At 49.1% G+C, this 26068-nt stretch carries 27 protein-coding genes; 15 read left to right on the top strand and 12 right to left on the bottom strand.

Going from position 1 to position 26068, the window contains the following annotated elements; genetic code table 11:
• Positions 1 to 50 precede the first annotated feature (50 nt).
• From O4H47_RS05995 to O4H47_RS05955, 9 genes are all read left to right on the top strand, one after another.
• The gene (locus O4H47_RS05995) at positions 51 to 386 is read left to right on the top strand and encodes a VOC family protein (protein ID WP_269393052.1); all 336 of its coding nucleotides are present in this window, start codon (positions 51 to 53) and stop codon (positions 384 to 386) included.
• A 164-nt stretch (positions 387 to 550) separates the two neighbouring features.
• Positions 551 to 748 (top strand): 50S ribosomal protein L35, encoded by a 198-nt coding sequence (gene rpmI / locus O4H47_RS05990; RefSeq protein WP_027834229.1) that lies wholly within the window; start codon positions 551 to 553, stop codon positions 746 to 748.
• 25 nt (positions 749 to 773) lie between these two features.
• The gene (gene rplT, locus O4H47_RS05985; RefSeq protein WP_269393051.1) at positions 774 to 1175 is read left to right on the top strand and encodes a 50S ribosomal protein L20; all 402 of its coding nucleotides are present in this window, start codon (positions 774 to 776) and stop codon (positions 1173 to 1175) included.
• Between the two features lie 168 nt (positions 1176 to 1343).
• Entirely contained in the window at positions 1344 to 2456 is a 1113-nt protein-coding gene (pheS, locus tag O4H47_RS05980; protein WP_269393050.1) for a phenylalanine--tRNA ligase subunit alpha, read from the top strand.
• Positions 2453 to 3469, top strand: coding sequence for an ASCH domain-containing protein (locus tag O4H47_RS18130; RefSeq protein WP_331283669.1), 1017 nt, complete (start codon positions 2453 to 2455; stop codon positions 3467 to 3469). The genes pheS and O4H47_RS18130 overlap by 4 nt, the downstream gene beginning before the upstream one ends.
• Positions 3470 to 3473: 4 nt before the next feature.
• Complete coding sequence (gene pheT / locus O4H47_RS05970) at positions 3474 to 5900, top strand: phenylalanine--tRNA ligase subunit beta (RefSeq protein ID WP_269393049.1); 2427 nt, start codon at positions 3474 to 3476, stop codon at positions 5898 to 5900.
• 4 nt (positions 5901 to 5904) lie between these two features.
• Positions 5905 to 7125 carry an O-antigen ligase family protein gene (locus O4H47_RS05965; protein WP_269393048.1) on the top strand — a complete coding sequence of 407 codons (1221 nt, stop codon included), beginning with the start codon at positions 5905 to 5907 and terminating at the stop codon, positions 7123 to 7125.
• 90 nt (positions 7126 to 7215) lie between these two features.
• The gene (locus O4H47_RS05960) at positions 7216 to 8739 is read left to right on the top strand and encodes a fumarate hydratase (protein ID WP_269393047.1); all 1524 of its coding nucleotides are present in this window, start codon (positions 7216 to 7218) and stop codon (positions 8737 to 8739) included.
• Positions 8736 to 9194: a GNAT family N-acetyltransferase gene (locus O4H47_RS05955; protein ID WP_269393046.1), complete on the top strand. Its 459-nt coding sequence runs from the start codon at positions 8736 to 8738 to the stop codon at positions 9192 to 9194. The genes O4H47_RS05960 and O4H47_RS05955 overlap by 4 nt, the downstream gene beginning before the upstream one ends.
• Here the strand turns inward: O4H47_RS05955 and O4H47_RS05950 are convergent.
• A complete protein-coding gene (locus tag O4H47_RS05950; protein WP_269393045.1) occupies positions 9168 to 9659 on the bottom strand; it encodes a GNAT family N-acetyltransferase in 492 nt (163 codons plus the stop codon). The genes O4H47_RS05955 and O4H47_RS05950 overlap by 27 nt on opposite strands.
• Positions 9660 to 9691: 32 nt before the next feature.
• Positions 9692 to 10729 carry an aldo/keto reductase gene (locus O4H47_RS05945; protein WP_269393044.1) on the bottom strand — a complete coding sequence of 346 codons (1038 nt, stop codon included), beginning with the start codon at positions 10727 to 10729 and terminating at the stop codon, positions 9692 to 9694.
• A 174-nt stretch (positions 10730 to 10903) separates the two neighbouring features.
• On the opposite strand from O4H47_RS05945, the gene O4H47_RS05940 reads away from it, so the two are divergent.
• Positions 10904 to 11917 carry a rhodanese-related sulfurtransferase gene (locus O4H47_RS05940; protein ID WP_269393043.1) on the top strand — a complete coding sequence of 338 codons (1014 nt, stop codon included), beginning with the start codon at positions 10904 to 10906 and terminating at the stop codon, positions 11915 to 11917.
• 5 nt (positions 11918 to 11922) lie between these two features.
• On the opposite strand, the gene O4H47_RS05935 is transcribed toward O4H47_RS05940, so the two are convergent.
• The gene (locus O4H47_RS05935; RefSeq protein WP_269393042.1) at positions 11923 to 12696 is read right to left on the bottom strand and encodes a LytTR family DNA-binding domain-containing protein; all 774 of its coding nucleotides are present in this window, start codon (positions 12694 to 12696) and stop codon (positions 11923 to 11925) included.
• Positions 12697 to 12806: 110 nt separating this feature from the next.
• Here O4H47_RS05935 and O4H47_RS05930 point away from each other — a divergent pair, with 110 nt between their 5' ends.
• Positions 12807 to 13319: a DUF2306 domain-containing protein gene (locus O4H47_RS05930; protein ID WP_269393041.1), complete on the top strand. Its 513-nt coding sequence runs from the start codon at positions 12807 to 12809 to the stop codon at positions 13317 to 13319.
• Here O4H47_RS05930 and O4H47_RS05925 read toward each other — a convergent pair.
• A complete protein-coding gene (locus O4H47_RS05925; protein ID WP_269393040.1) occupies positions 13295 to 13867 on the bottom strand; it encodes a TetR/AcrR family transcriptional regulator in 573 nt (190 codons plus the stop codon). The two genes, O4H47_RS05930 and O4H47_RS05925, sit on opposite strands and share 25 nt — an antisense overlap.
• 103 nt (positions 13868 to 13970) lie before the next feature.
• On the opposite strand from O4H47_RS05925, the gene O4H47_RS05920 reads away from it, so the two are divergent.
• Positions 13971 to 14384, top strand: a complete 414-nt coding sequence (locus tag O4H47_RS05920; protein WP_269393039.1) for a hypothetical protein — start codon at positions 13971 to 13973, stop codon at positions 14382 to 14384.
• Positions 14385 to 14468: 84 nt separating this feature from the next.
• Entirely contained in the window at positions 14469 to 15020 is a 552-nt protein-coding gene (locus tag O4H47_RS05915) for a pyridoxamine 5'-phosphate oxidase family protein (RefSeq protein ID WP_269393038.1), read from the top strand.
• Here the strand turns inward: O4H47_RS05915 and O4H47_RS05910 are convergent.
• From O4H47_RS05910 to O4H47_RS05895, 4 genes are all read right to left on the bottom strand, one after another.
• Positions 15017 to 15835 carry an alpha/beta fold hydrolase gene (locus O4H47_RS05910; RefSeq protein WP_269393037.1) on the bottom strand — a complete coding sequence of 273 codons (819 nt, stop codon included), beginning with the start codon at positions 15833 to 15835 and terminating at the stop codon, positions 15017 to 15019. The two genes, O4H47_RS05915 and O4H47_RS05910, sit on opposite strands and share 4 nt — an antisense overlap.
• Positions 15828 to 16688, bottom strand: a complete 861-nt coding sequence (locus O4H47_RS05905) for an alpha/beta fold hydrolase (protein ID WP_269393036.1) — start codon at positions 16686 to 16688, stop codon at positions 15828 to 15830. Before O4H47_RS05905 ends, O4H47_RS05910 begins: the two co-directional genes overlap by 8 nt.
• 14 nt (positions 16689 to 16702) lie before the next feature.
• Positions 16703 to 17689: an iron exporter MbfA gene (gene mbfA / locus O4H47_RS05900; protein WP_269393035.1), complete on the bottom strand. Its 987-nt coding sequence runs from the start codon at positions 17687 to 17689 to the stop codon at positions 16703 to 16705.
• Positions 17690 to 17933: 244 nt separating this feature from the next.
• Complete coding sequence (locus tag O4H47_RS05895; protein ID WP_269393034.1) at positions 17934 to 18350, bottom strand: c-type cytochrome; 417 nt, start codon at positions 18348 to 18350, stop codon at positions 17934 to 17936.
• Positions 18351 to 18510: 160 nt separating this feature from the next.
• Between O4H47_RS05895 and lepA the strand changes: the two genes are divergently transcribed.
• Together lepA and O4H47_RS05885 are read left to right on the top strand one after the other, a co-directional pair.
• On the top strand, positions 18511 to 20313 hold the full coding sequence (lepA, locus tag O4H47_RS05890) for a translation elongation factor 4 (protein ID WP_269393033.1): 1803 nt from the start codon (positions 18511 to 18513) through the stop codon (positions 20311 to 20313).
• A gap of 1 nt (position 20314) precedes the next feature.
• Positions 20315 to 20731 (top strand): VOC family protein, encoded by a 417-nt coding sequence (locus O4H47_RS05885; protein ID WP_269393032.1) that lies wholly within the window; start codon positions 20315 to 20317, stop codon positions 20729 to 20731.
• A gap of 33 nt (positions 20732 to 20764) precedes the next feature.
• Here the strand turns inward: O4H47_RS05885 and speB are convergent, their stop codons facing one another.
• The 4 genes from speB to speA are packed head-to-tail and all read right to left on the bottom strand — an operon-like array spanning position 20765 to position 25970.
• Positions 20765 to 21616, bottom strand: coding sequence for an agmatinase (speB, locus tag O4H47_RS05880; RefSeq protein WP_269393031.1), 852 nt, complete (start codon positions 21614 to 21616; stop codon positions 20765 to 20767).
• 11 nt (positions 21617 to 21627) lie between these two features.
• A complete protein-coding gene (nspC, locus tag O4H47_RS05875; RefSeq protein WP_269393030.1) occupies positions 21628 to 22812 on the bottom strand; it encodes a carboxynorspermidine decarboxylase in 1185 nt (394 codons plus the stop codon).
• Between the two features lie 17 nt (positions 22813 to 22829).
• On the bottom strand, positions 22830 to 24041 hold the full coding sequence (locus O4H47_RS05870; RefSeq protein ID WP_269393029.1) for a saccharopine dehydrogenase family protein: 1212 nt from the start codon (positions 24039 to 24041) through the stop codon (positions 22830 to 22832).
• Between the two features lie 42 nt (positions 24042 to 24083).
• Entirely contained in the window at positions 24084 to 25970 is a 1887-nt protein-coding gene (gene speA / locus O4H47_RS05865; protein WP_269393028.1) for a biosynthetic arginine decarboxylase, read from the bottom strand.
• Between the last annotated feature and the right edge of the window lie 98 nt (positions 25971 to 26068).

Below are 26068 nucleotides of genomic sequence, written 5' to 3'. Positions count from 1 at the left end.
CGTTTTTGTATGTGCTATATACATGTCTTTAAAAAGAGGAGGCGAGACAAATGGAACTAGGACGATTTTCAGTTAGCCTGAACGTAAAAGACATCAAAAAGTCAAAAGAATTCTATCAAGGTCTCGGCTTTGAAGTGGTCGCTGGTGTGGAAGAACAGAATTGGCTCGTGTTGGCCAATGGGGATGCAAGAATTGGCATATTCCAAGGCATGTTCGAAAAGAACATACTGACGTTCAATCCAAAAAATATTAAACCCATCCACAAGAAATTGGATGCGCTGGGCATCGAATACTCCATGCAAATGGGCGGACAGGACTATCCAAAAATGGCAGCGTTCACGGACCCTGATGGCAACGATATTCTCATCGACCAGCACGACGAGTAACATGTACGCAGAATCCGGCGATTCAATGCTTGCATATTGATAATCGTGCGATTATAACCCTGAACTTCAAGCGGGTCGGCCGGCCGAAGGGTATGCCGAGTTGATCCATAATGCTGAACCCGCCTTGGGGGTTAAACCTGAAGGCAAAGAAAAGGACGAGCAAAATGCCCAAACTGAAGACAAAGTCTGGCGCGAAGAAGCGTTTTAAAGTGACTGGTACTGGTAAAGTCATGGCAGCAGCAGCAGGCAAACGTCACCGTTTGATCAGCCATAACGGCAAATATATTCGCCAAAATCGCGGTACGAGCGCCATGTGTGCTCAAGATGCCCGTACGGTGAAAAAATTCCTGCCTTACGCCTAATAACGACTTTTAAGGATACAGATCCATGTCACGTGTAAAAAGAGGCGTAACCTCCCACGCCCGTCATAAGAAAACAATCAAAGCTGCAAAAGGCTATTACGGCCGTCGTAAAAATACGATCCGTATTGCTAAACAGGCAGTTGAAAAAGCTGGTCAATATGCATATCGCGACCGTAAAGCAAGAAAGCGGAATTTCCGTGCTTTGTGGATTCAGCGGATCAATGCTGCAGTGCGTGAGCACGGCCTAACATACGGTCGATTTATCGACGGCCTCAGCAAGGCTGAGATTGCGGTAGATCGTAAAGTATTGGCTGACTTGGCAGTGCGTAACCCTGAAAGCTTCAAAGCTTTGGTTGACGCATCAAGAGCCGCTCTTGACTACCTCAAAGAAGTTGACGTTGTAACCCACGAGCGGGTTTCAGCTTAAAGCTTTTACCTCATTCTATCTGAGGCCGAATTAAAAGCCTTGTGCCTTCCTTAAAGGGGTGGCACAGGGCTTTGTGCGTTTGTATGGTGCACACCGAATCTACAATCAACATAACCGATGGGCCAATAACGCCCACCTTGATGCATTTGAGGGGACAAGAGGTCCAAAATGAACGACGTAATCTCACTTGATACATTGCGCGAGCAAATTACCGCTGACATTGAAAATGCAAGTGACGAGAAAGCGCTAGACGCTGTGCGCGTTGCAGCTTTGGGCAAAAAAGGCTCCGTCTCAGGTCAGCTGAAGTCTTTGGGCAAAATGTCCCCTGAGGAACGCCAAACTGCAGGCCCTGCAATCAACGGCCTCAAAAACGATATGGCAGCATTGATTGAAGCCAAATCGGCAACGCTAAAAAAGGCGGCGCTTGAAGCGCGTTTGACGTCAGAAAAGGTCGATGTGACCCTGCCACTTCAAGCAGGTCCGATGCAGCGCGGCTCCATTCACCCTGTGTCTCAAACTCTGGATGAAATTACCGCAATTTTTTCTGACATGGGTTTTGCAATCGCCGAAGGCCCAGACATTGAAAGCGACTATTACAACTTCACCGCGCTGAATTTCCCTGAGGGGCACCCGGCTCGTGAAATGCACGATACGTTTTTCATGAAAGCCAAGCCTGTGGCCGAGGGCGAAGAAAGCAATGGCAATAAAATGGTACTGCGCACGCACACGTCCCCTGTGCAAATTCGCACCATGGAAAACCAAGAACCGCCAATTCGCGTGGTGATTCCGGGTCGCACATATCGTTGCGACAGTGATCAGACACACACCCCAATGTTCCACCAGCTTGAAGGCTTGGTGATTGATAAATCATCACACATTGGCCAATTGCGTTGGGTACTGGAAGAATTCCTAAAAGCCTATTTTGAAGTCGATAACGTCAAAACGCGCTTCCGCCCATCCTTCTTCCCCTTCACCGAGCCGTCCATGGAAGTGGACGTGCAGTGTGATCGTTCGGGCAATGAAGTGAAAATTGGCGAAGGCAATGACTGGCTAGAGATTTTGGGTTGCGGCATGGTGCACCCCAACGTCATCCGCAATTGCGGCCTTGATCCAGATATTTACCAAGGCTTTGCTTGGGGCATGGGGATCGACAGGATCGCGATGCTGAAATATGGCATGCCAGACCTGCGTGACTTCTTTGACGCCGACAAACGTTGGATGGAACACTATGGCTTCCGCCCACTTGATCTCCCAACATTGTTTGGGGGCTTGTCATCGTGACAACAACGTCGAGCGATATAGACGAAACCGTCTATATCGTCACAGACATTGAAACAGATGGCCCAAGCCCATTGCGTAACTCCATGCTGAGTTTTGCGAGCGTGGCTATGAATCGTCGTGGCGATGTGTTGGGCGAGTTTGAAACGGTGCTTGAGCCGCGCTCAGATCGAGTGCCTGATCCCGAAACAATGGAGTGGTGGAAGACCGAGCCCGAAGCATATGCTGCGGCCACAACCAATCCAAAAGCGCCCGAAGATGCAATGGCTGACTATGTTGCGTGGCTGGAAGGTTTTAAGGCACGCATGGCGTTCGCCTCTGCACCGTTGATTTTTGATGGAACCTATATGGACCATTATTTGGATCAGTTTGCCAACACGCGCGTGTTTGGTGGGCCGGGCAAGCAAAAGCGGATTTTTGCCGGCGGCTGTGTCGATATCTATTCGCTAGCGGGCACAATCGCGAATACGCCGCACCATAATTGGACCACACGGCGTGTGCCAGACACATGGATCGGAAATCAGCCACACACGCACTTTGCAATTGATGATGCGCGTGGCTTTGCGCATTTGTTAAAGCGCTTTTTTATCGTTGGTGGTTTAGCCGCCAAATATCGTGATCTCGAGATCGCAGAGTTTGGTGATGGCCAAAATCTGCGCGATGAACTAGTGGATCTAATCGTTTTGGGCAAAAAGACGGCAACCTGCGGATCGTTAGCGATCTATGAGGAGGAAGGCGAGCCGCTGCCGAAAGTGGGCGAGCAATTCATCGTCCCAAATTGGCAAGGTCAGCCAAAATGCATCATTAAATCCACGTCCTTAGAAGTAAAACGCTTTGACGAAATAGACGAAGATTTTGCGCGTGCCGAGGGCGAGGGCGACCTGTCGTTTGAGTATTGGCGCAATGCACATATAGATTTTTTCACCCGCAACGGCGGGTATTCACCTGATATGAAACTGGTTTGCGAACGTTTTGAAGTAGTAGAAACGTTCGAACAAGAGACAACAAAAGAGTAGACCGATGAAATTCACAATTGATTGGCTCAAAGATCATCTGGACACAAAAGCGTCGAACGATGAGATCATTGAAACCCTCACCATGATCGGCCTTGAGGTCGAAGAGGTTGAAGACCAAGCCAATGTGCTGAATGACTTTACGGTCTGCGAAGTCATCAGCGCCGAAAAGCATCCAAATGCTGATAAGTTGCGGGTGTGTTTGGTCAATACTGGATCTGGTGAACCAGTGAAAGTCGTGTGCGGCGCACCAAACGCACGCACCGGGCTTAAGGGCGTTTTTGCAGCGGTTGGCACCTATGTGCCGGGCGTTGATTTCACTTTGACCAAAGGCAATATTCGCGGTGAAGAAAGCAATGGCATGTTGTGTTCTGAGCGTGAGCTAATGCTCTCGGACGAACACGACGGCATTATCGATCTGCCAGAAGATGCTCCAGTTGGCACCAAATATGTCGACTACGCAGGTATTGATGATGTTGTTGTTGATATTGCGATTACCCCAAACCGTGGCGACGCGACGGGTGTTTATGGCATTGCGCGCGACTTGGCTGCAGCAGGTATTGGCGAGCTAAAAGACGGTGCCGTTAAATCAGTACCTGCTACATTGGCGGGCCCGGGCGATGTTTCAGTCGATTTTCGTTTTGGCGAAGACGAGCCACAAGCTTGTAAAATGTTTGCAGGTCGATTGTTTAAGGGCGTCAAAAACGGTCCATCTCCTGAATGGTTGCAAAAGCGCCTGATCGCGGTTGGCCTTCGTCCCATCAATGCGCTGGCAGATATTACCAATTATATTTCCTATGATCGGGGGCGCCCACTACACGCCTATGATGCTGACAAAATTAGCGGCCAGTTTCATGCACGAAATGCTAAGAGTGGCGAAGAGATTGTTGCTCTTGACGGTAAGACCTATCAACTCGATGAAACCATGTGCATTTTGGCCGATGACAATGGACCGCTTTGTATCGGCGGTATCATGGGTGGTGAGGAAAGCGGCTGTACAGCTGAAACCACGAACATATTTATGGAATGCGCATGGTGGGAGCCATTGTTGATTGCACAAACCGGACGCAAAACTGGCATTGTTTCGGACGCCCGCTACCGTTTGGAGCGTCATGCTGATCCAGAGTTTGTTAACCCAGGCCTGGAGCTGGCCACCAAAATGATCTTAGAGATTTGCGGCGGCGAAGTGCATGAGCCTGTTGTTACTGGCGAAGTGCGTTCACCTGAAAAAATTATCGATTTTCCATTGGCTGAAATCACTCGACTGACCGGCCTTAAAGTGCCGTTTGCCGAAGCCAAGGCAATTCTATCTCGCCTTGGATTTTGGGTCGCGGGATCGGGCGATACAGTGAAGGTCAATGTGCCGTCATTCCGTCCAGACATCGAAGGTAAAGCGGACATTGTCGAAGAGGTTATGCGCATTGTTGGCGTAGATAAAGTGCCGGTTGATCCTCTGCCACGCTTGTCAGGTGTCGCACCAAAAATGCTGACAACGATCCAAAACCGACGCCGTCTTGCACGTCGCACCTTGGCGGCGCGAGGGTTCCACGAAGCGGTTACATGGTCTTTCATTTCGGAAAAAGAAGCGACTCTGTTTGGCGGTGGCGTTGACGAGTTGAAACTTGAAAACCCAATCGCGTCGGACCTAACAGACATGCGTCCGTCTTTGTTGCCCGGTCTGTTGGCAGCTGTGGGGCGAAATGCAAACCGTGGCTTTGCGGATGTATCTTTGTTTGAAGTTGGCCAAGTGTTTAAAAACGACAACATCGACGGTCAATTGAACTATGCAACAGGCGTTAGATCTGGCACCGCCAAATTCGCCCAAGTGGGGCGTGATTGGCAAGGTAAAGCAAATAAAGTCGATGTTTTTGATGTCAAAGCCGATGCGCTTGCTGCGCTTGATGCGTTGGGCATGGACGTTAACAACGTGCAAGTGGTCGCAGAACCAGCCGATTGGGCGCATCCCGGCCGCGCAGGACGTTTGCAACTTGGCCCCAAAATGATTTTGGGTTGGTTTGGCGAATTGCACCCCGCGCTTATCACCGAACTGGATTTGCAGGGCCCAATTGTGGCGTTCGAATTGAACCTTGACGCCATCCCGGCTCCGCGCAAAAAAGCTAGCAAAGCCAAAGGTGCGTTGGAAATTTCCGACCTGCAACCAGTCCGCAGAGACTTTGCGTTCTTGGTCGACGGTGCCGTTGAAGCCAACAAATTTGTTAAAGCCGCAAACTCTGCGGACAAAAAGCTTATTCAATCAACAATGATTTTCGATGTGTTTGAGGGTGAACACATTGGCGAGGGTAAAAAATCCGTGGCGATTGAAGTCACACTTCAGCCGCGCCAAAAAACACTTACCGATGAAGACATTGAAGCCGTTAGTAAGAAGATTATTGCGGCCGTTGAAAAAGCGACTGGAGCCGCGCTGCGCGGATAGGAACATGAGTATAGGAAAAACAGCGCGCGAAAACCCCACTTTGGCATTGGTGCTGTTTTTCCTACTTGTTCTTATGGGACCGTTGGGCTCTATAAGCGCTACACTCGTGCAACTTGTTTTGCTGATCAGCATACCGTTCGTTTTTCGAGAAGTGCGGTTTGCCGAAATTCTGCGACAACCGTTGATTGCGACCTTTTTTGCGACCTATTTTGCCCTCGCATTGGCGTTTATCGCCGCTACGGGTGATCCGGTTGCCGGACTTCATTCCATCAACTTCTTGGCCGTTTTGCTCGCGGCCCCTTTGTTTGTGCTTGGCCGCAAACTCGAACACCGCGATCTTTGGCAACTGGTTTCGGGTTTTGCTCTATTGGGGCTGTTGGTAACGCTTGCACTTGTGCTGTTTCAAACAACAGCATTGGGATTGCCACGCGCTGAGGGATACGCCAGTAACGCCAATATTATCGCCCGTTACGCCTTGGTCACCGGGTTTGTGTGCTTGGTTGGCGTTCGCACATTTACTGGCAACTTGCGTTTTCTTTTTCTCTTAGGGCCTTTTTTGGGGGTCATCATTTGTCTATTGAGCGGTTCACGCGGCGCATTTCTAGCGTTGCCTGTATTTATGCTCGCTGCAGTTGGCTTTTTGTTGGCTGACTTTGCAAGGCGAGTCGGCACAATTCGGATTGCACTTTTGGTTTTTGTTCTTGCTTGTGTGTCCCTAATTGGTTTGGTCTTGATGTCTGATCGGCTTTTCCAACTTGGCAAAACCGTTTCGGATGTGATGGCCGGCAATTCTGCAGGAGAGGCCGTGGACGTTCGATTGGATATGTATGTCGCTGGTTGGCGCGCATTTCTTGATCAGCCAATTTTTGGCTATGGTTGGCCAAACATTGTTTCCGCTGCCAACGATGCTTTATCACCCACTGCGCGAACATCAAGTCTATTGGCCTATCGGCATTTACACAATGACTTCCTAAACTTTGCCGTAGGTGGCGGTCTAGTTGGTGTCCTTGCTTGGCTAACATTTTTGCTGGCACCACTAATCTGGACTTGGAACATAGCGCCCGGTGAGCGCAATTCATCAGCCCGTTTTGTGTTGTTTTTGTTGCCCTGCGCTCTTTTCGTTTTCGGCGCCACAGATATGTCGATTGGCTATGATGTCATGACGGTTGTCTATTTTTGCTTGATCTATCTCGCGCTTTCCACAGTCCGCCAAACTGCGCAATAGTGCACATATTGGCCAAAGGTTTGGTTGAAAATTAACCCGTCTCATGGGACAAGCGAAGAACATTCTCTCCTTGGTCGTAAGGGTTCCAGCATGCCAGCCATTAAAAAAGAAGACTTCATCCAATCCATCGCAGATGGTTTTCAGTTCATTTCTTATTATCATCCACTTGATTATGTGGAAGCTGTGGCCAAAGCCTATGAGCGTGAAGAAAATCCTGCGGCCAAAGATGCGATTGCGCAAATCCTAACCAACTCACGCATGTGCGCAGAGGGACATCGGCCGATTTGCCAAGACACAGGCATTGCTGTCGTGTTTCTAGAGATTGGCCAAGATGTGCGCTGGGATACAGATATGACCATCGAAGAAATGGTCAATGAAGGCGTGCGTCAGGCCTATACAGGTGTGGACGACAATTTGCTTCGCGCGTCGATTCTAATGGACCCTGCGGGCAAGCGAAACAACTCAGGCGATAATGCGCCAGCGGTCATTCACTATGAAATGGTTGCCGGCGACAAGGTGGAAGTCACCGTTGCAGCAAAAGGCGGCGGTTCCGAGAATAAAGCCAAACTGGCTATGCTTAACCCCTCGGATGATATTGTTGAATGGGTGCTCAAAACGGTACCAACGCTGGGCGCTGGTTGGTGTCCTCCGGGCGTGCTCGGAATTGGCATTGGTGGTACACCGGAAAAGGCCATGTATATGGCCAAGAAATCACTTATGGCTCCAGTTAACATCCAAGAGCTTATGGACAGAGGCCCCAATTCAACGGCCGAAGAGTTGCGCCTTGAGTTGTTCGAAAAAGTGAACGCGCTAGGCATTGGTGCGCAAGGACTAGGTGGATTGACCACCGTTGTTGACGTGAAGGTTTTGGATATGCCAACCCACGCCGCCTCAAAACCGGTTGGCTTGGCACCAAACTGCGCGGCAAACCGTCATGTACATTTCACGCTTGATGGAACAGGGGCCGCAGACTTAACGCCGCCCCCTTTAAGCGCGTGGCCAGATATTGGCTGGAAACCTTCAAAAGAAGCCAAATCTGTAGATCTTGGAAACCTGAGCAAAGAAGAAGTTGCCACTTGGAAACAAGGCGATCGTTTGCTGCTAAACGGTAAAATATTGACTGGGCGAGATGCTGCGCACAAACGCATTCAATCGCTTTATGAAAGTGGGGAGGGGTTGCCTGAAGGCGTCGATTTCACGGATCGTGTCATTTATTACGTAGGTCCAGTTGACCCGGTTGGCACCGAGGCGGTTGGACCAGCTGGCCCAACGACAGCCACGCGCATGGACAAATTCACCGAAATGATGCTCGACAAAACCGGACTTGTGGCGATGATCGGCAAAGCCGAACGCGGTGAAGCTGGACTTGAAGCGATCAAAAAACATAAAGCGGCATACTTGATGGCAACAGGCGGGGCTGCCTATTTGATTTCCAAGGCGATTAGATCTTCACGCGTTGTGGCATTTGAAGAGCTTGGTATGGAAGCTATTTACGAATTTGAAGTGGAAAACATGCCAGTAACAGTTGCAGTAGACGCGACTGGCGAAAGTGTACACAATATCGCACCAGCCATTTGGCGCAAAAAGATCGGCAAACTTCCGGAGCCAGCATGAGCCTAATAGAACGCGAAATTCGCACCTCTGATTTGGATTTGATCTGTCATCATCGCTTTGAAATGTTTCGTGACATTGGCGAGCCATTGGACAAAATCGAAGCGATGATTGTTGAATTTCGCAAATGGCTTAATCCGCGATTGCATAGTGGGGAGTATTTTGGGTTCGTTCTTGAAGAAAACGGAAAACCCGCCGGCGGTATTGGCTTGGCCATTATCGATTGGGCACCTCACGTGTTGCATCCAAAGGAACATTTGCGCGGCTATATCTCCAACGTCTATGTTGAGCACCATTGCCGTCGCCAAGGTATTGCCAGTCGCTTGATGGAATTAGGCGAAGCCGAGCTCAAAAAACGCGGCGCAACACTAATTGTATTGCATGCATCGGACGCAGGCCGTGAGATTTACGACAAAACAGGTTGGCGGCAATCAAGTGAAATGATCAAAAACGTCTAGTTGTTTTTCCATTTCCCAAGCTTTTATCGTCACACTGCCGCTATGGGTCTGCGCAGTTTTGCTTTGCGTTTCGCTAACTTGCCAACCGTTTCGTTCATAAAAACGTCGTGCGCCATCGTTTCCAACTAAGCAATTGAGCGTGGCTCTTAAAGCGCCTTCGGCGACCAGTTTTGCTTCACCTAACTCCAATAGTCTTTGGCCCACACCCATCCCCCGGACGGTATTTGCAACGAAAAGCTGAGAAAGGCGTGCTTCTTTGGCTATGACGAGTGCAACTAAGTTTCCTTCGTCTAACGCAATAATGATGTTGGGATAGAAAGCATCAATTCGCTCTTGCATAAAAGAAATGTCACGAAAACTCGCGATGTCTTGGTGTTGGTGCGGCGCTTGAGTTTCGTGCCACACTTGATGATACAAATTGGCGATCTTGCCGAGTTCATCTGACCGTGCGACACGAAACTCCATTGCAGTTCTCTTCTTCTGAATAGGCGGCAATCCTATCGCAGCCAGCCGCCAGGTTGTGGATGTAAGTCCATCATGCCATCTTTGCATGCAGCGTCAATCACCTTCAATTCTTCAGTTGAAAGCTCAAGGTTTTTCAGGGCACCCAAATTGTCTTTGAGTTGTTCAAGAGTGCGCACACCAATCAATGCTGATGTCATTTCAGAGCGGCGCAGCACCCATGCAAGGGCTAATTGAACAAGCGTCTGCCCTCGTTGATCTGCCAAGTCTTGCAAAGCATCAACCGCGGCCAAAACGCCAGGTTCCAGATGGCGACCAAATAGGGATGAACCGGGTTCAGTCGCCCGAGTGCCTGTTGTCTTGTTCTTGGAGTATTTGCCACTCAACACCCCTTGGGCAAGAGGTGAAAAAGCAATGCAACCGATACCCAATTCGCCAAGTGTGTCCAATGTTCCGTCGTCTTCAATCCAACGGTTCAGCATCGAATAGCTAGGCTGATGGATGGTAAGGGGCACACCCATTTCTTTTAGAATTCGATGTGCTTCGATCGTTTCTTGTTTTGGGTAAGAAGAAACGCCTACATAGAGGGCTTTGCCTTGATTATAGAGGGTGGCGAGCGCCCCCATTGTTTCTTCCAATGGTGTTTCTGGGTCAAAACGATGTGAATAGAATATGTCGAAATACTCGACCCCACACCGTTTCAAGCTTTGATCACAACTGGCGATTAGATATTTGCGAGAACCAAATTCGCCGTATGGTCCAGGCCACATGTCATAGCCTGCCTTGGAAGAGATGATCATTTCGTCGCGATAGGGGGCAAAGTCCCTTGCCATGATCTGCCCGAACAGTTCTTCCGATGATCCAGCAGGCGGGCCATAATTGTTGGCCAAATCGAAATGGGTCACCCCTTGATCAAAAGCGTAACTCAGTATTTCAAAAGCACTTGGATAATCCCGAGTGCCGCCAAAATTCTGCCAGAGGCCTAGGCTGATTGCTGGAAGTTTAAGACCCGATCTGCCCGTACGGCGATATTGCATTTGGTCGTATCTAGTGTCACTGGCTCGATAAGGCATGTGTGTCTCCAACGTGCTTAATTGTAAAAACCTTGTTGGATTGTAGGTACAATATTGGAGTAGGTCCAAGGCAAGTGCAAAAATTGATCTTTCTTGATGGCGCTAAAGACTTGGCCTTTTCCTTCAGTTTTGCTACACCCCTTCGTCAGCTTGCACAGGATCAAGGTTTGAAAAATGTCTGAGTTTAAGGTTGTAGCGCTATATAAATTTGTGGCGCTCCCCGATTATCGCGAGCTTCGCGATCCAATTTATGATTTTTGTGTTCAACACGGTATTAAAGGCGCTCTGCTTTTAGCAGAGGAAGGTATCAATGGAACTGTCGCGGGCAGCCCTGAAGATATTGATGCTTTGATGGACTATTTTGCCCGTGGCAATTTGTTCAAAGGGCGCCTTGCTGGTGGCGAGGTCAAGTTCTCACGTGCGAGTGAGATGCCGTTTATGCGCATGAAGGTGAAACTGAAAAAAGAAATCGTGACCTTGCGCGCACCAGAAGCTGATCCGACCAAATTGGTGGGCACCTATGTGGAGCCAAACGATTGGAACTACATCATTTCTGATGAAGAAACAATCGTTCTGGATACGCGCAACGATTATGAAGTGGCAATTGGTACTTTTGAAGGGGCGTTGGACCCTAAGACCGATAATTTCACGCAGTTCAAAGATTTCGTTGAAAAGAACCTCGACCCGACGAAAAATAAAAAAGTCGCCATGTTTTGCACCGGAGGCATTCGTTGTGAAAAAGCGTCCTCCTATATGCTCGCCAAGGGCTTTGAGGAAGTCTATCACCTCAAAGGCGGTATTTTGAAGTATTTGGAAGAGACCCCAGAAGAGACCAGCATGTGGAATGGTGAGTGTTTTGTGTTTGATGAACGCGTTTCCGTTGGCCACGGTCTGGTGGAGGGGGAGCTTGCTCTATGTCGAGCTTGTCGATTCCCATTAACGCCTGAAGATATGCAGCATGCAGACTATATCGAAGGTCAACAATGTCATCACTGTGCGGACAAAATCAGCGAGAAAAGCCGCGCCCGAGCTGCTGAGCGCGAAAAGCAAATCCGATTGGCTGAGGAGCGCGGACAGCAACATATTGGTGACCAAGCCCAAAAATTCGCCGAACAAAACAAGCTGCGGATGAAAAAGCTGCGCGAAGAGCAACGTCTGCTCAATCAAGCCCGCAGTCCGACCGACTGAGCCGTCTAGGTGATGATTCCGGCGTCCTTTGCCGCCTGCACTTGCCCGCGGCTGATGGGCAGCTTTTGGCCGTCTAGCATTTCAATGAGATAGTTTGAGTTTTGCCGTTCAACCCGCTTGATGCCGTTCACAGCCACCCAATGTGAGCGATGGATTTTCAACCCGTCAACACCTTCGGCTTCTTTAATCGCATCACTCATGCGCATCAAAAGCAATTCCTGACCGCGTGATGTAACCACATTCACATAATGGTCTTGCATGGACAAATAGAGCAAAGGGCCGCGATTTTGAATTTGTAAACGCGCCAAAATGTCAATTGATTTGGGCGCGCTGGGCCGGCTTTCGCGCAAAAACAAAACGTGTAACGCAGCCACACAAATCGAAATCAAGATGCAGTAAACGACAGTCATCAGGCCGGAAAAGCCTTTGATATCCCAATCACCCAAAATTGCAGCGTTGGCGACATAAACAACAATTGAAACTGGAATACCTGAGCCAACGCCCGATGCAAGAATGACTAGCCAGACATTTGGCGACTTCCATTTTTGATTGATTGTGTTGACCATCACGCCGCCGCCAAACATGCCGGCGCCATAGCCAACAAAAACCATGCCGATCCAGTAGGCAATACGCGGCACGGGCGCGAAATAGTCAAATGTGGCAAAAGGGCCAACAAGGCCAAGTATGACGCCCAATATGAGCATGGCCCCTAACGTCTTGGGAGACGAAAACATCTGTCGCATTTCGCGAAGCGTCAATTGTATGGCGTTGCCAATCACGAACTAACCCTTTCATTCGCGAACTCAAGATTGTTGTGCAGACTTTTGCCGGGATAACCCTGCAATTGCAAGTGGCACAGTGCCATTTGGCTTGGATAGGGAACATCTAGTTGAAATTATCAATATTTTTTGAAACGCCAATCGCCGTTCAAATCCATATGATTTGTGCAGTCAGTTGTCTGTTTTTGGGCCTCTATATGCTGCTCAGCAAAAAGGGGACAAAACATCACAAGCAAGTGGGTTGGGTTTGGGTTCTTTTGATGCTGGCTACCGCCACAAGTGCAACTTTCATTCATCAGTTGCGCATGATTTGGATTTTCAGCCCTATTCACATTTTTGTGCCGGTAACTTTTATCGGCCTTTTCAGCGGAATTCGGCACGCACGTGCAGGGCGAATTGCAGCCCATCGTGCATCGATGCGCTCGATGTATTGGGGCGCGCTGTGCATCCCATTTGCCTTCGCGCTACTGCCTGACCGCGTGCTTGCATACATGTTTGGAACTAGAGATTTGGAGTGGTTTCCTATGGCCCTTGTCGCAGCGATTGTTTTGGGTGTTGGTGCTTATTATCGCTGGGAGCCTTTTTGGAAAAAAAGCATTCAGCGGCTTTTGTCTGCCAATTGATCCGCAAATGCAATAAAGGCTTGGCTGTGCCCAGGATGTGGATCGTGCCGCATGATGGAGTATAAGCCAAGCAACATCAAATAAAGCTGATGAGCGATTTCTTTAGCGCTTGGATTATCGTATCCCATTTGTTCAAGCAAATGTGCAACATATTCAATGCGAGCGCGTTCAGTCGCTCTGATCCGGTCTCCAACCCAAGGCTCTTGCCCGGCCCATGCCCTTAGCGCGCCTTCAACAGCTATTGAATCTAGGCCATGTATTTGTGTTGCGGTGGAGAGGCGCGCAAGCGCCCTCAGCTTTTCGCTCGCTGAATTTCCTTGGTCATCTAAGGCATTGATGATCTCATGTGTGCCTTCTTGTTCCCAGAACTCTAGCATTTGTGTAAGCAAAGCTGGTCTGTCCGCAAAGTGCCAATAAAAGGAGCCTTTAGTGGTGTTAAGCTTTTTGGCAATTCGTTCGACTTTCACGCCGTCGATACCTTCTTCTCCTAGGGTTTTGAACGCTGCCAATAACCAATCTGTCTTGTCGTGTTTTGCTTTCCGGCCCATTCAGCTTTGCCCCCTGCGTCAATTTAACATACGTTAGCGTATTGTATTTTACGCCGCCTCGCTTTAGATACGTGAGCGTATGTTATGCCAAGGAGCCAACCAAATGACCAGCTTTTTCAAAACGACAAATATGTGGCTTATGGCCGCTGCCCTGATATCTTTTGCAACAACGGCGCTGCACGTATTTATCGGTACCGGCCAAATTATGGATCCCCTATATGCATCGGATGCACCTGCATTGACCAAAGGCCTTGCCGAGGTGATGTGGAACCAGATTACATTGCTGCTGTTGGTCGGCGGTGGGGTATTATGGTGGGCCGCTACCCACTCCCAGACAGCCGTTCAGTTCTCACTCACCATCATCGTTCTATATTTGGGCATCGCCATATTGTTCGTTGTGTCGGGGCTTAACCGGTTTGGCGGCTTGTGGGTGATGGAGCAATGGACACTATTCCTCCTGATGGCGGTATTAGCAATCGTTGGCGTAGCGCAGTCAAAAAAGCTGACGCCAGTTTGAGTTGATCCACAAATGACTTGTCAATTCACCGCCCAATCCACATGTTGTTGGCATATTGAATTGTTATTTGGGGGAGTGTGAGGCGTGTTAAAAAAGCTTAAGCGCCATTTGCTGAACTGGTTCGTTTCCAATTACAAACATCGCAAGCGGGCCGGATTTCAAAACAGCGTGGAACAGGCGCTTGCCAGCGCTTATCGTCAAATCGAGAGGTCAAAATATGCGTTTTTGGTCTCGCAAGGTGATCGCTTTCCTGACGCACGACTGATTGAGCCGTTGTTTGAAAAAGATGGCTTCGTCTTTTGGATTGGCACCAGCCCAAAATCGCGCAAGGTTGAGCAAATCAAAAAGGACAGCCAGGTGACATTGGCGTTTTCTAACCAAAAGGACAATTCAAATCTGTTGGTAAAAGCAAGCGCTGAACTGGTTGATGACATTGCTTTACGGGCTCAACATTGGAAACCCTATTGGCGTCTATTCTTTCCTTCTGGTCCGAAAGGAGATGATTACCTCTTGATAAAACTCAATGTCAAAGAGATCGAGGTGCTGGATTTTTCACAAAACGTTGTACCAGAACCATTTGGGTTGAAACCTTTCCATTTGGTCCGAAGCGAATTCGGATGGAAACTGGGAGGCTAAATAGCTTGTAAAAACCGAAGGAGTTCCGAGCGGAACATTTCTGGTGAATCAAGGTTCGCGCAATGACCTGCATCGGGTAGGTCCACGAGTTTGAAATGGGAGGTGGCTTGCATGGCCGTCAGTGTTGGCCCAAGCGTTGGGTTGATGGAATTGTCTGCTAGACCGCGCAAAAATAGAATGGGCTTGTCAAAATCAACTGCATGTTTGATGAGGTCATAATTGCCAATTTGAACGGCGATCTTAATCACTGTACTTAAGTCACACTCACCAAACATTTGTCGGACTTTGTCGCGTGTTTCTGATTTCTTTGAAACACCAAGTGCGCCCAATGCTGCAACTAGTCTTTTGCCCAATAGTTGATAGATCTTTGGCAACATCCAAATGGCGAGTTTAGGTGTCTGAAGTGAATAAGTTGTCCCAAAACTAGCAAAGCACGAAAGTCGATGCTTGTAACTTTTCATAAGGCCTAGCCCTACCAATCCGCCAAGCGAATTGCCAACAAAAGCAACTTCGTCGATTTCCGCATGGTCAATAATCGCTATAATGTCCTTCCCTAACGCAGAAATTGAACAGTCCTTGAGATCAACCATTTGCGTGGGATGTGAGTAACCGTGACCAAATAGATCAGGCACGACGACGCGATAACCATTTTCTGAGAAGTAAATCGCATCAGCGGCGAATTGTGCGCCATTTGCAGCCAGCCCGTGGCATAGCAACAAGGCAGGCGCGCCAGTTTCGCCAACGTCCAAGTAGCTCAGCTTTTTGCCATTGTATTCAACAAATTTCCGCTTACCTGCTGCCAATCGACTACTCATCTCCAATGGTGCGTTTGGAACCGTGCAGCGCAAAGAAACCAAGCAGTGCGATCCGCACTTCATCTTGCGCATCCAAATTGGCGCAATGTCCACCTTTTGGAATGTCAAAGCAGGCGAAGTTTTTCTGCTGCCTCATCTCACGCATGGTGGTCATCAACGCCGCATTGACCAAAACATCTTCGCCTCCACGCAACATCATGATGGGTTTTTCAAACTGTTTGCCGTTTTGAATGAAGTCATAGTTGCCAACACTTTTGGCGACATAACTGACCACATTAATATCATAGTCATCAAGCAGTTCATGCACCAGTTCTTGTGCCGAGCGGCGCTTTGACGTGCTGCGCGCAATAATTTTTTCTACCCACTCAGAGCCGATGAAATCATAAATCCGCGGCACAGCATCAGCCGGAAAACTAGGCGTCGCCAACGCATAAGAAGTGCCAAATGTTGTGAACGTTATAAACCGATCTGAATGAGTGGGCAGCAGATGCAAAGCCAATATTCCACCAAGCGAATTGCCGACATAGTGTACAGCATCAATGCCCGCATCATCCAAAATGGCAATTAGATCGCTGGCCATATTCGGAATAGAAAAGTCATCTTGTATTAGCTTTTCCGGCACACTTGATCGGCCATGCCCGCGCAGGTCCGGCAAGATCACCCGATAGCCATGTTCGACAAAAAACAAAGCATCTTCAGAAAACTGCCGGCCGCTTGAAGCCAACCCGTGGCACAAAACGATTGCGGGCTGATCCTTGGGGCCCACATCACAGTAAGAAATACTGTATTTTCCGACCGAGATCAGCTTTGCCGGCAGCAACGGTAGCGTATGCCGTTCTTTTTTACTGTTCATGATCTATTAGAAACCTAACCTGCATTTCCAATTAAGATACCCACGGCAAACACCAAGGAGCCACCGAAAACAACCTGCATGACTGCGCGCCAAAACGGGGTGTCCATATATTTGTTTTGTATCCAAGCAATCGCCCATAATTCAACAAAAACAACAGCAACTGCTGTGGCCGTGGCCGTCCAGAAATCAGTAATCAAATAGGGTAGGGCGTGGCCCAATCCACCAAGGGTGGTCATAATGCCGGCTGCAAAACCGCGCTTAATGGGTGATCCGCGTCCGGTCAGTTTACCATCATCAGATGCAGCTTCAGTGAAACCCATAGAAATGCCGGCCCCAAGCGAGGCAGCCAAGCCAACAAGAAATGTCTGCCATGTGCTGTGGGTGGCAAATGCTGCCGCAAATATCGGTGCCAAGGTTGAAACGGATCCATCCATAAGACCGGCAAGCCCCGGCTGCACATAAGTGAGCAAAAACTTGCGGTGGGCTTGTTCTTTCTCTTCGGTAACCGCATCCTCGTGCAAGTGCGCCGCTTCTAGCTCGTTCGCAGCACGCTTATGGTGCTGTTCGGCAATGGCGAGATCGCCCAGCAACTTGCGAATATTAGAGTCTTTTGTGCGCTTTACCGCCTCCAGATAAAAGTTTTGAGCAGCTTCTTCCATTTCCCACGCTTGTTGGCGAATGGTCTCCAACGGCAGATTCTTCATCAACCACAATGGTTTGCGCTCCAAAAACCCACGAACATGTTCGCGCCGGACCAGTGGGATGTTTTTGCCAAACTTTTTTTCGAACGCTGCAATAAGCAAATGTCTGTGTTCGTTTTCCTCCGCGACCATCCCCTCAAACACAGCAGCGGAGGCCGGAAACTCTTCGCGCAGCATTTGAGCATAAGCGGCATAAATGCGCGCATCATCTTCCTCAGAAGATATAGCAAGCGCCAATATTTCAGCTTCGCTCAAATCGTCAAAATGGCGTTTTTGCCAGCCCAATACGCGTCGTAACATGCTCGTTTTCCCTTGGTGCGGAGAATATAGAAAATTCACCTACTCACATTGGGACATGCGGACGCGCGGATCAACAAATATGTCGAGCGAATTGTCGCGTTCGCCTACTCTGTTTTTTGAAGGGTCGATAGACCGTGTGAAGTTCTGGTCAACAAGTTGCTGATGCCCTTACGCCAAAGCCACAAGTCGCGCCGCTGCCGACTTGTGATCAAACTCGAAGAACCAAGCGAACAAAACGGCCGGTTTAAAAAACACCATTGGCTTGTTGCAGCGCCCGAACATAAGCAACAATGGGGGCAATTTCAGTTTCTGTAATGCCGTCGACAGGTGGCATGTCGCCAAATTTCCAATGATGAGCGCGCACGCCGTTCAGCGCGGCCAGAAAAAATGCGCCATCCCCATGGTGGTTGGGTTCATAAATGCGGTGCATGAGGGGGGGGCCGTTTGCGCTGCCAAGTCCATAGTCACCGTGACAGCTTGCGCAGCTTTTGTTGAAATTTGACTGGCCAAGTTTTTGCGTCGCGTTTAGTGAGGGGATGACGAAACCGTCCGGGATCAACGTTGTTTCCTCTTGCGGCAATTGCGTTGCTTTTGGCCAAAGCACTAATACTGCGATCACGGCCAAAATCCCTAAGATTGCAATTGGGAGCTGCTTGTTCACTCTGTCCTCCACCAAACTGTCGCATTCCTTCCCTAAACCTTCCAGTAGGGAGCAAGTCAAGCGTCAACGGTAGGGTAGTTTGCCGCCGGCATTCAAGCAAAATCACAAGGGCGTGCAATTTCTCTTTTCGTGTCCGCATAAAGCTGATAATCAGCGCGCTATGACTGACTTGAAACACATTCGCAACTTTTCGATCGTGGCGCATATTGACCACGGCAAATCCACTTTGGCCGACCGGTTGATTCAAAACACCGGTGGGCTCGCTGAGCGTGAAATGCAGCAGCAGGTGCTCGATAGCATGGATATCGAGCGCGAGCGCGGAATCACGATTAAAGCGCAAACCGTTCGTCTAAGCTATAAGGCCAATGACGGCGAGACATATGTGCTCAACTTGATCGACACGCCAGGACACGTCGACTTCGCTTATGAGGTCAACCGATCACTAGCAGCTTGTGAAGGTTCACTTTTGGTTGTGGATGCGTCCCAAGGTGTGGAAGCGCAAACTCTGGCCAACGTTTATCAAGCAATGGAAGTTGACCATGAAATTGTCCCTGTGCTCAATAAAATCGATTTGCCTGCCGCAGAACCTGATCGGGTAAAGCAGCAAATTGAAGATGTGATTGGGTTGGATGCTTCAGACGCCGTTGAAATTTCGGCAAAGACCGGTATTGGCATCGATAAGGTACTCGAAGCAGTTGTGACGCGCTTGCCCGCACCAACAGGTGATCGAGACGCGCCGCTGAAGGCGATGCTGGTGGATAGCTGGTACGATTCCTATTTAGGCGTGATTGTTTTGATCCGCGTCATTGATGGCGTGATCAAAAAGGGCCAAAAAGTCAAAATGATGAATACGGGCGCGATCTATGAGTTGGATCGGGTAGGCGTGTTTACACCAAAATTGGTCGATATTGGCGAACTCGGCCCGGGCGAAATCGGGTTCATCACAGCCTCAATCAAAGAAGTCGCGGACACCAACGTGGGTGATACGATCACCGACGCGAAGAAACCTTGCGCAGAGGCGCTCACCGGTTTCCGGCCCGCACAGCCTGTTGTGTTCTGTGGTTTGTTCCCCGTGGATGCAAACGACTTTGAAGATTTGCGTGCCGCGATGGGCCGATTGCGCCTGAACGATGCGAGTTTTTCCTATGAAATGGAAACATCGGCTGCGCTTGGCTTTGGTTTCCGTTGTGGGTTTTTGGGTCTATTGCACCTTGAGATTATTCAAGAGCGCCTCAGCCGCGAATTTGACCTTGATCTCATCGCCACCGCACCAAGTGTTGTTTATGAACTTGGGATGCGCGATGGAAGCGAAATGAAACTGCATAATCCCGCAGACATGCCAGATGTGATGAAGGTTGAAGAAATCCGCGAGCCTTGGATCAAAGCCAATATTTTGACGCCAGATGAATATCTTGGGCCGATCTTAAAGCTTTGCCAGGATCGCCGCGGCATTCAAACTGATCTCACCTACGTCGGTACACGGGCGATGGTACAATATGATTTACCGCTCAACGAAGTCGTATTCGATTTCTATGACCGCTTGAAATCGATCTCCAAAGGTTATGCGAGTTTTGATTATCAAATCTCTGATTACCGCGCTGGCGATTTGGTAAAAATGTCTGTGCTGGTAAATGGTGAGCCAGTGGATGCATTGTCCATGTTGGTTCACAGAGTTGCCGCTGAATCTCGTGGCCGTGTGATGTGCGAAAAACTCAAAGAGTTGATCCCGCAGCATTTGTTCAAAATTCCAATTCAGGCGGCTATTGGCGGCAAGGTGATTGCCCGAGAAACCATCTCAGCGCTGCGTAAAGACGTGACCGCAAAGTGCTATGGTGGTGATGCGACCCGTAAGCGCAAGCTTTTGGATAAGCAAAAGGCGGGTAAGAAGAAAATGCGCCAATTCGGTAAAGTTGAAATCCCTCAAGAAGCCTTTATCAAAGCGCTGAAGATGGGTGATAACTAGCATGTCAAAGTCGCGCTTTCATCTTGCCTATCATGTGACAGACTTGGATGAAGCGCGCGCCTTTTATGGCGACCTTCTGGGCTGCAAAGAAGGGCGCAGCACAAACACATGGGTCGACTTTGATTTCTTCGGACACCAGATTTCATTGCATTTGGGCACCCCTTTTCCGGTGGCGAACACGGGAAAAGTGGGTGAACATATGGTGCCTATGCCTCATTTGGGGATGATCTTGCCCAAAACCGATTGGGACAATCTGGCACAGAAGCTTCAGAGTGCCGGCCTAGAATTTGTCATAGAACCCACCACACGGTTTGCAGGCGAACCAGGCGAGCAAAGCACCATGTTCTTCTTTGACCCTTCGGGTAACCCGATTGAGGTCAAAGGTTTTGCCGACTTTGACGGTATTTTCGCCAGCTAGATATCTCAAAATGGGTTAGCACCGTGAGGCGGTTTATGCAACCATGCCCATAATGCGATAGACGATCTGTGCCGTAGTGAAATCCCAGGCTTGGCTATCACGGTTTGGTGCTAATTCAACAATGTCCATGCCAACGCAGCGGCGTCCAACAAGGGCCGAACGCACGATGTTCAGTGCTTGATAGTAACCCAATCCACCTGGCACAGGCGTGCCAGTTGCGGGCATAATGGATGGGTCTAGCCCATCAACATCAAAGCTAATGTAAATATCTTCTGGGAAGCCCTCAGGCAATTCAATTGAATTGATATTCTTAGTAACTAACTCTTCCCCATCGATAAAGGTAACCCCATTTCTGGCGCGACTGTCTACCTCTTGTTGGCACAGGGCACGCACGCCATATTGGGCAAGTGAATGGCCATCTTCACACAACAAATGCATAACGGATGCGTGAGAGTGTTCTTCGCCCTGATAAGCAATTCGCAAATCCGCATGGGCGTCGATTTGAACGATGCCAACTTTGCGGCCGAGCCCTTCAGAAACGCCTTTCACTGCACCATAAGTGAGGGAATGTTCGCCCCCCAATGTTACCGGAATTTTGCCCTGCGTAACGATGGTTTGCGTTTGCCGTGCCAACCGCTCCATTACGTCGGGCAAATCACCCTCGCAAAGAACCGCATCAACAGTGGCAATACCTTTGCTACAAGGTTCCCCCTCAGGGCAAATGCGTTCTAGCTCGTTGGAAGCTTCAATAATTGCATCAGGCCCACCAGCGGTGCCTGAACCGTAGGAAACTGTGCGTTCAAGTGGCATGGGGACAATTACGAATTTTGCACCAACAATATTGCGCTCGGCGCCGGTGAGTTCACTGTCAAGGAAGTCAGCCATTTTGCTCTTTTCTAAGAAAGTCGCTGTTCAAAATCATCATAGCCAAACTGCTTGATGAGGCGGGTTTGGTTGGTTTGCGAATTCCAAATTGCAATCGCGGGTAATGGAACGCCGTTAAAGGTGTTTGTTTTTACCATCGAATAATGGGCTTGGTCCAAAAAGGCAAAACGATCCCCAATTTCAAATGGGGCCGCTGGTTGATATTCGCCAATAATGTCGCCCGCAAGACACGAAGGTCCACCCAACAAAAAGCTTGTGCCTTTATTGGTTTCTCCCAACATCGCTGGACGATAAGGTGCTTCAATTACATCAGGCATATGGCAGGTCGCCGATATGTCTGTGATGGCCAACTGCTTGTCGTTTTTGGGTAAGTCTAAGACTTCACCCACCAAGATGCCCGCATCAATGGCGCTGGCTTCGCCCGGTTCAAGGTATACGTCAACTTGATGTTTGGTTCGGATATCTTTGATGAACTCAATCAGCCCGTCGCGATTATAGTCGGGGCGCGTGATGTGATGCCCCCCACCAAAATTGATCCATTTGAGATTTGCCAAGTAGGGTTCAATTTTGGGTAAGATCGCGGCCCAAGTGCGCTCAAGCGGTTCAAAACCTTGCTCACACAATGTGTGCATGTGAATGCCCTCAACGTCCACAAAATCAGACGTGCGCAATTGGGAAACGGGAATGCCCAAACGGGAGCAAGGCGCGCAAGGGTCGTACTTCTCTGTGTGCCCCTCAGAATGCTCAGGGTTAATTCGTAGCCCAATTGAAACCTGTTCGCCTGCAGCACGCATCGTCTCAACAATCGAAGAAAAACGATCCTTTTGCCCAACAGAGTTGAAGATGAGATGGTCACTCAGCTTGATGATTTCAGGCAAATCCTGTGGCTTGTAACCCGCGCAAAATGTGGTCAGTGATCCGCCATAATGCCGGTTGGCAAGCTGGGCTTCAAACAGTCCGGAAGCACAGGTGCCGTCCAAATATGTGCGCACAAGTGGCGCGAGTGAGAACATAGAAAATGCCTTCAATGCCAACAGCACTTTTGCCCCAGACTGCGCTTTCACAGCGGCCAAAATGGCGAGGTTGCGTTCAATTGCAACCTCGTCCACAACAAAACAAGGCGAGGGGACAGACCTAAGGTCGAATTTGCCAAAGTCGCCTTCATCGCCGCTTTGTGGCAACCCAAAATCGCTCATCTCTTCGCCTTTATTGTTTAGAATTGGACGGGGCCGTCCAGCTCTTTTACTTCCCAAGGCAGGCCATGGTTGTTGAGCATGTCCATGAAATCATCAGGATCAAGCTGCTCCATGTTCCAAACGCCGGGTTGTGCCCAATTGTCTTTTAGGAATTGCGCCGCGCCGATCATGGCAGGCACACCCGTTGTATAGGCAACAGCTTGCGAGCCAACTTCTGCGTAGCACTCCTCGTGATCGCAAATGTTGTAGATGTAATAGGTCTTTTCGCCCGCACCATCTTTGGCATTACCTGTTGCAATATCACCGATACAGGTCTTGCCCTTGGTCAATTCGCCCAAATCGCTTGGATCGGGCAACACTGAAGCAAGGAACTGCAAAGGAATGATTTCTTTGCCGTCATGCATCACTGGTTCGATCGACGTCATACCGATGTTTTGTAAAACGGTCACATGATTGATGTAAGCATCACCAAAGGTCATCCAAAAACGCGCGCGCTGAATTTCTGGGAAGTGCGTTTTAAGGCTTTCAAGCTCTTCATGATACATCAAATACATGTTCTTCTCCCCAACAACTGGGAAGTCGAATTTGTAATTGTGCGTCATGGCTGGGCTTTCCACCCATACACCATTCTCCCAGTGCCGCGCGGGCGCTGTCACTTCGCGAATATTGATCTCTGGGTTAAAGTTGGTCGCAAAGGCTTTGCCATTGTCCCCGCCATTACAGTCCAAAATATCGATTTGGCGAATGCTATCAAGCTTGTGTTTGCGCAACCAAGTCGCGAACACAGATGTTACACCGGGATCAAACCCAGAGCCCAAAATAGCTGTCAGTCCCGCTTCTTTGAATTTGTCTTGATAAGCCCATTGCCAATGATATTCAAACTTTGCCTCATCTTCAGGCTCATAGTTTGCCGTATCAAGGTAGTTTGCACCAGCCTTTAAGCATGCATCCATGATTGCAAGGTCTTGGTAGGGCAAAGCGAGGTTGACCACCAGGTCCGCCCCCACTTGTTTGATCAAGGCAGCGGTGGCTTCCACATCCATTGCATCGATTTCAGCGGTTTTGATCTCAACCCCAGTGCGTTCTTTTACTGATTTGGCTATGTCGTCGCATTTAAATTTGCGGCGACTTGCCAATGTGATGTCGGTAAAAATATCGCTATTCATTGCCATCTTGTGAACAGCAACAGATCCAACGCCCCCGGCGCCAATGACAAGTGTCTTGCCCATCAAAGTTCCCCTTTTTAGGTTGAGGGTGGTTTTAAAGTTCAACTATTTTTCGAAGTAAGTGTAGCCACTCAAGCTGTCTTTGTAAGCTGCAATGAGCACTCGACGTTCTGAAATCGACAACTTCTTTTCACTTACAGCGTTGTCAACACGTTTGCGGAATGTTGCAAGGCATGTCTGGGCCTCATATTCCACATACTCCAGAACCTCAGAAATGGTATCACCCTCAACTTCATGCAGCAGGTCAAAGTTCCCATCATTGCCCAACGCCACGGTGACAACATTCGTGTCGCCGAAAAGATTGTGCAAATCACCCAGTGTTTCTTGGTATGCGCCAACAAAGAATACGCCGATGTAGTAGTCTTCGTTTTCTTTTAGGTCATGCACGGGCAGGGTTTTTGATATTCCGTCAGCAAGCACAAATCGGTCGATCTTACCATCTGAATCACATGTGATATCGGACAGCATGGCCTGGCGATGCGGTGTTTCGTTTAGCCGTTGCAACGGCATAATTGGGTGCAATTGATCAATAGCCCAAACATCAGGAAGAGATTGGAAAAGCGAGAAATTGCCGTGATAAATATCGGCGAAACTGCCCAGTTGCTCTTCAAGTTGTGCGGACGTTTCAGCATCAGCCGCCAGTGTCTTAAATTGGGCAACCAAATATCTGAAAACGGTTTCAGCTTGGGCGAGCGACTTAATATCCATGTTGCCGCGCCGGAACAAAGCCCGCACTTCATCCCGATAATAAATCGCATCGTTCACGCATTCTTGCAGACGTTTTGTGGACAAATAGCCCTGAATGGCCAAAAGGTCTTTGATCAAATGATGTGCATTTTCGCCGGTTTCCGGCAAGGTTGCGCTATCGTATAGGGTGGCGTCCAATACATCAAAAATCAACATTGACGACAGTGCAACAACGCCACGCCCGCTTTCGGTCACGATATTAGGATGTTCAATCTTGGCTTCATCCATCGCATATTTGACCGTTTCAACGATAGCTTCGCAATATTCTGGCAAACTATAGTTGACGGAGTTTTCGTTCGATTGTTTTTCACCCGTGTAATCGATGCCAAGGCCACCGCCAAGGTCGAGAAACTTGAGGGGCATGCCAAGCGATTTGAGCTCCGTGTAAAAGCGACAAGCTTCTTGCACAATGCGTCGTACATCATTGATATCGGATATCTGAGAGCCCAAGTGCGAATGCTGTAGGATCAGGCAATCTTCCATGCCCTCTGCCTTCAATCGCTCAGTTACCGCAACCACATTATCGGTGGTCATGCCAAAGGTTGAGCGATCGCCCGAGCTCTCTGCCCAATACCCAGTGATCTGGTGCGTGAGCTTAATGCGCGCACCAAGTCGTGGCTTCTCGCCAAGTGCTTTGGATACCCGGATGACCAAATCCAACTCTTTCGGGCTTTCCAAAACAATAATCGTGTTAAAGCCGATTTTGCAGGATAGGATCGCTAAGCGGATAAATTCTTCATCCTTCACGCCGTTGCAAATCAGCAAACTGTCTTTGGCTAGGTTTTGCGACAGCGCAATTAATAACTCAGGCTTTGAGCCAACTTCTAGCCCATAGCTAAATTGGCGTCCGGTCTCAACGATCCGTTCAACTACTTCTGCTTGTTGGTTGACCTTGATTGGAAACACACCGCGGTAATCGCCGCCATATTTGTAACCATCTATGGCTTTTGCAAACCCTTGATTGAGTTCGATAAGACTGTTTTGCAAAAAGGAATTAACGCGCAGCAAAATTGGCGAATGAATTCCGCGTTCCGCCAAATCGTTCACGATCGAGGGAATGCTTACAGGAAGTGCCTTGGGGTTCATCACGTCAACGAGCCCAGCGTCACCATTTGGCAGAACTGTGAGGATCTTGTGTCCCCAACGATCAATGCCGTAGATTTCGGCACCCAATCTTGTTTCCAATTCGAAAATCTCCAATCAATCCGAATGTAATAGTGCCACAGCAATTCGCTGTTCACCAACTTCAACGCCAAGAATAGGCAAGCGGCCAAATTGTCAAT

It is taken from the genome of Maritalea porphyrae (assembly GCF_027213965.1).
In the GTDB taxonomy this organism is placed as follows: Bacteria; Pseudomonadota; Alphaproteobacteria; order Rhizobiales; family Devosiaceae; genus Maritalea; species Maritalea porphyrae_A.
This window is presented reverse-complemented; position numbering and strand designations above follow the sequence as displayed.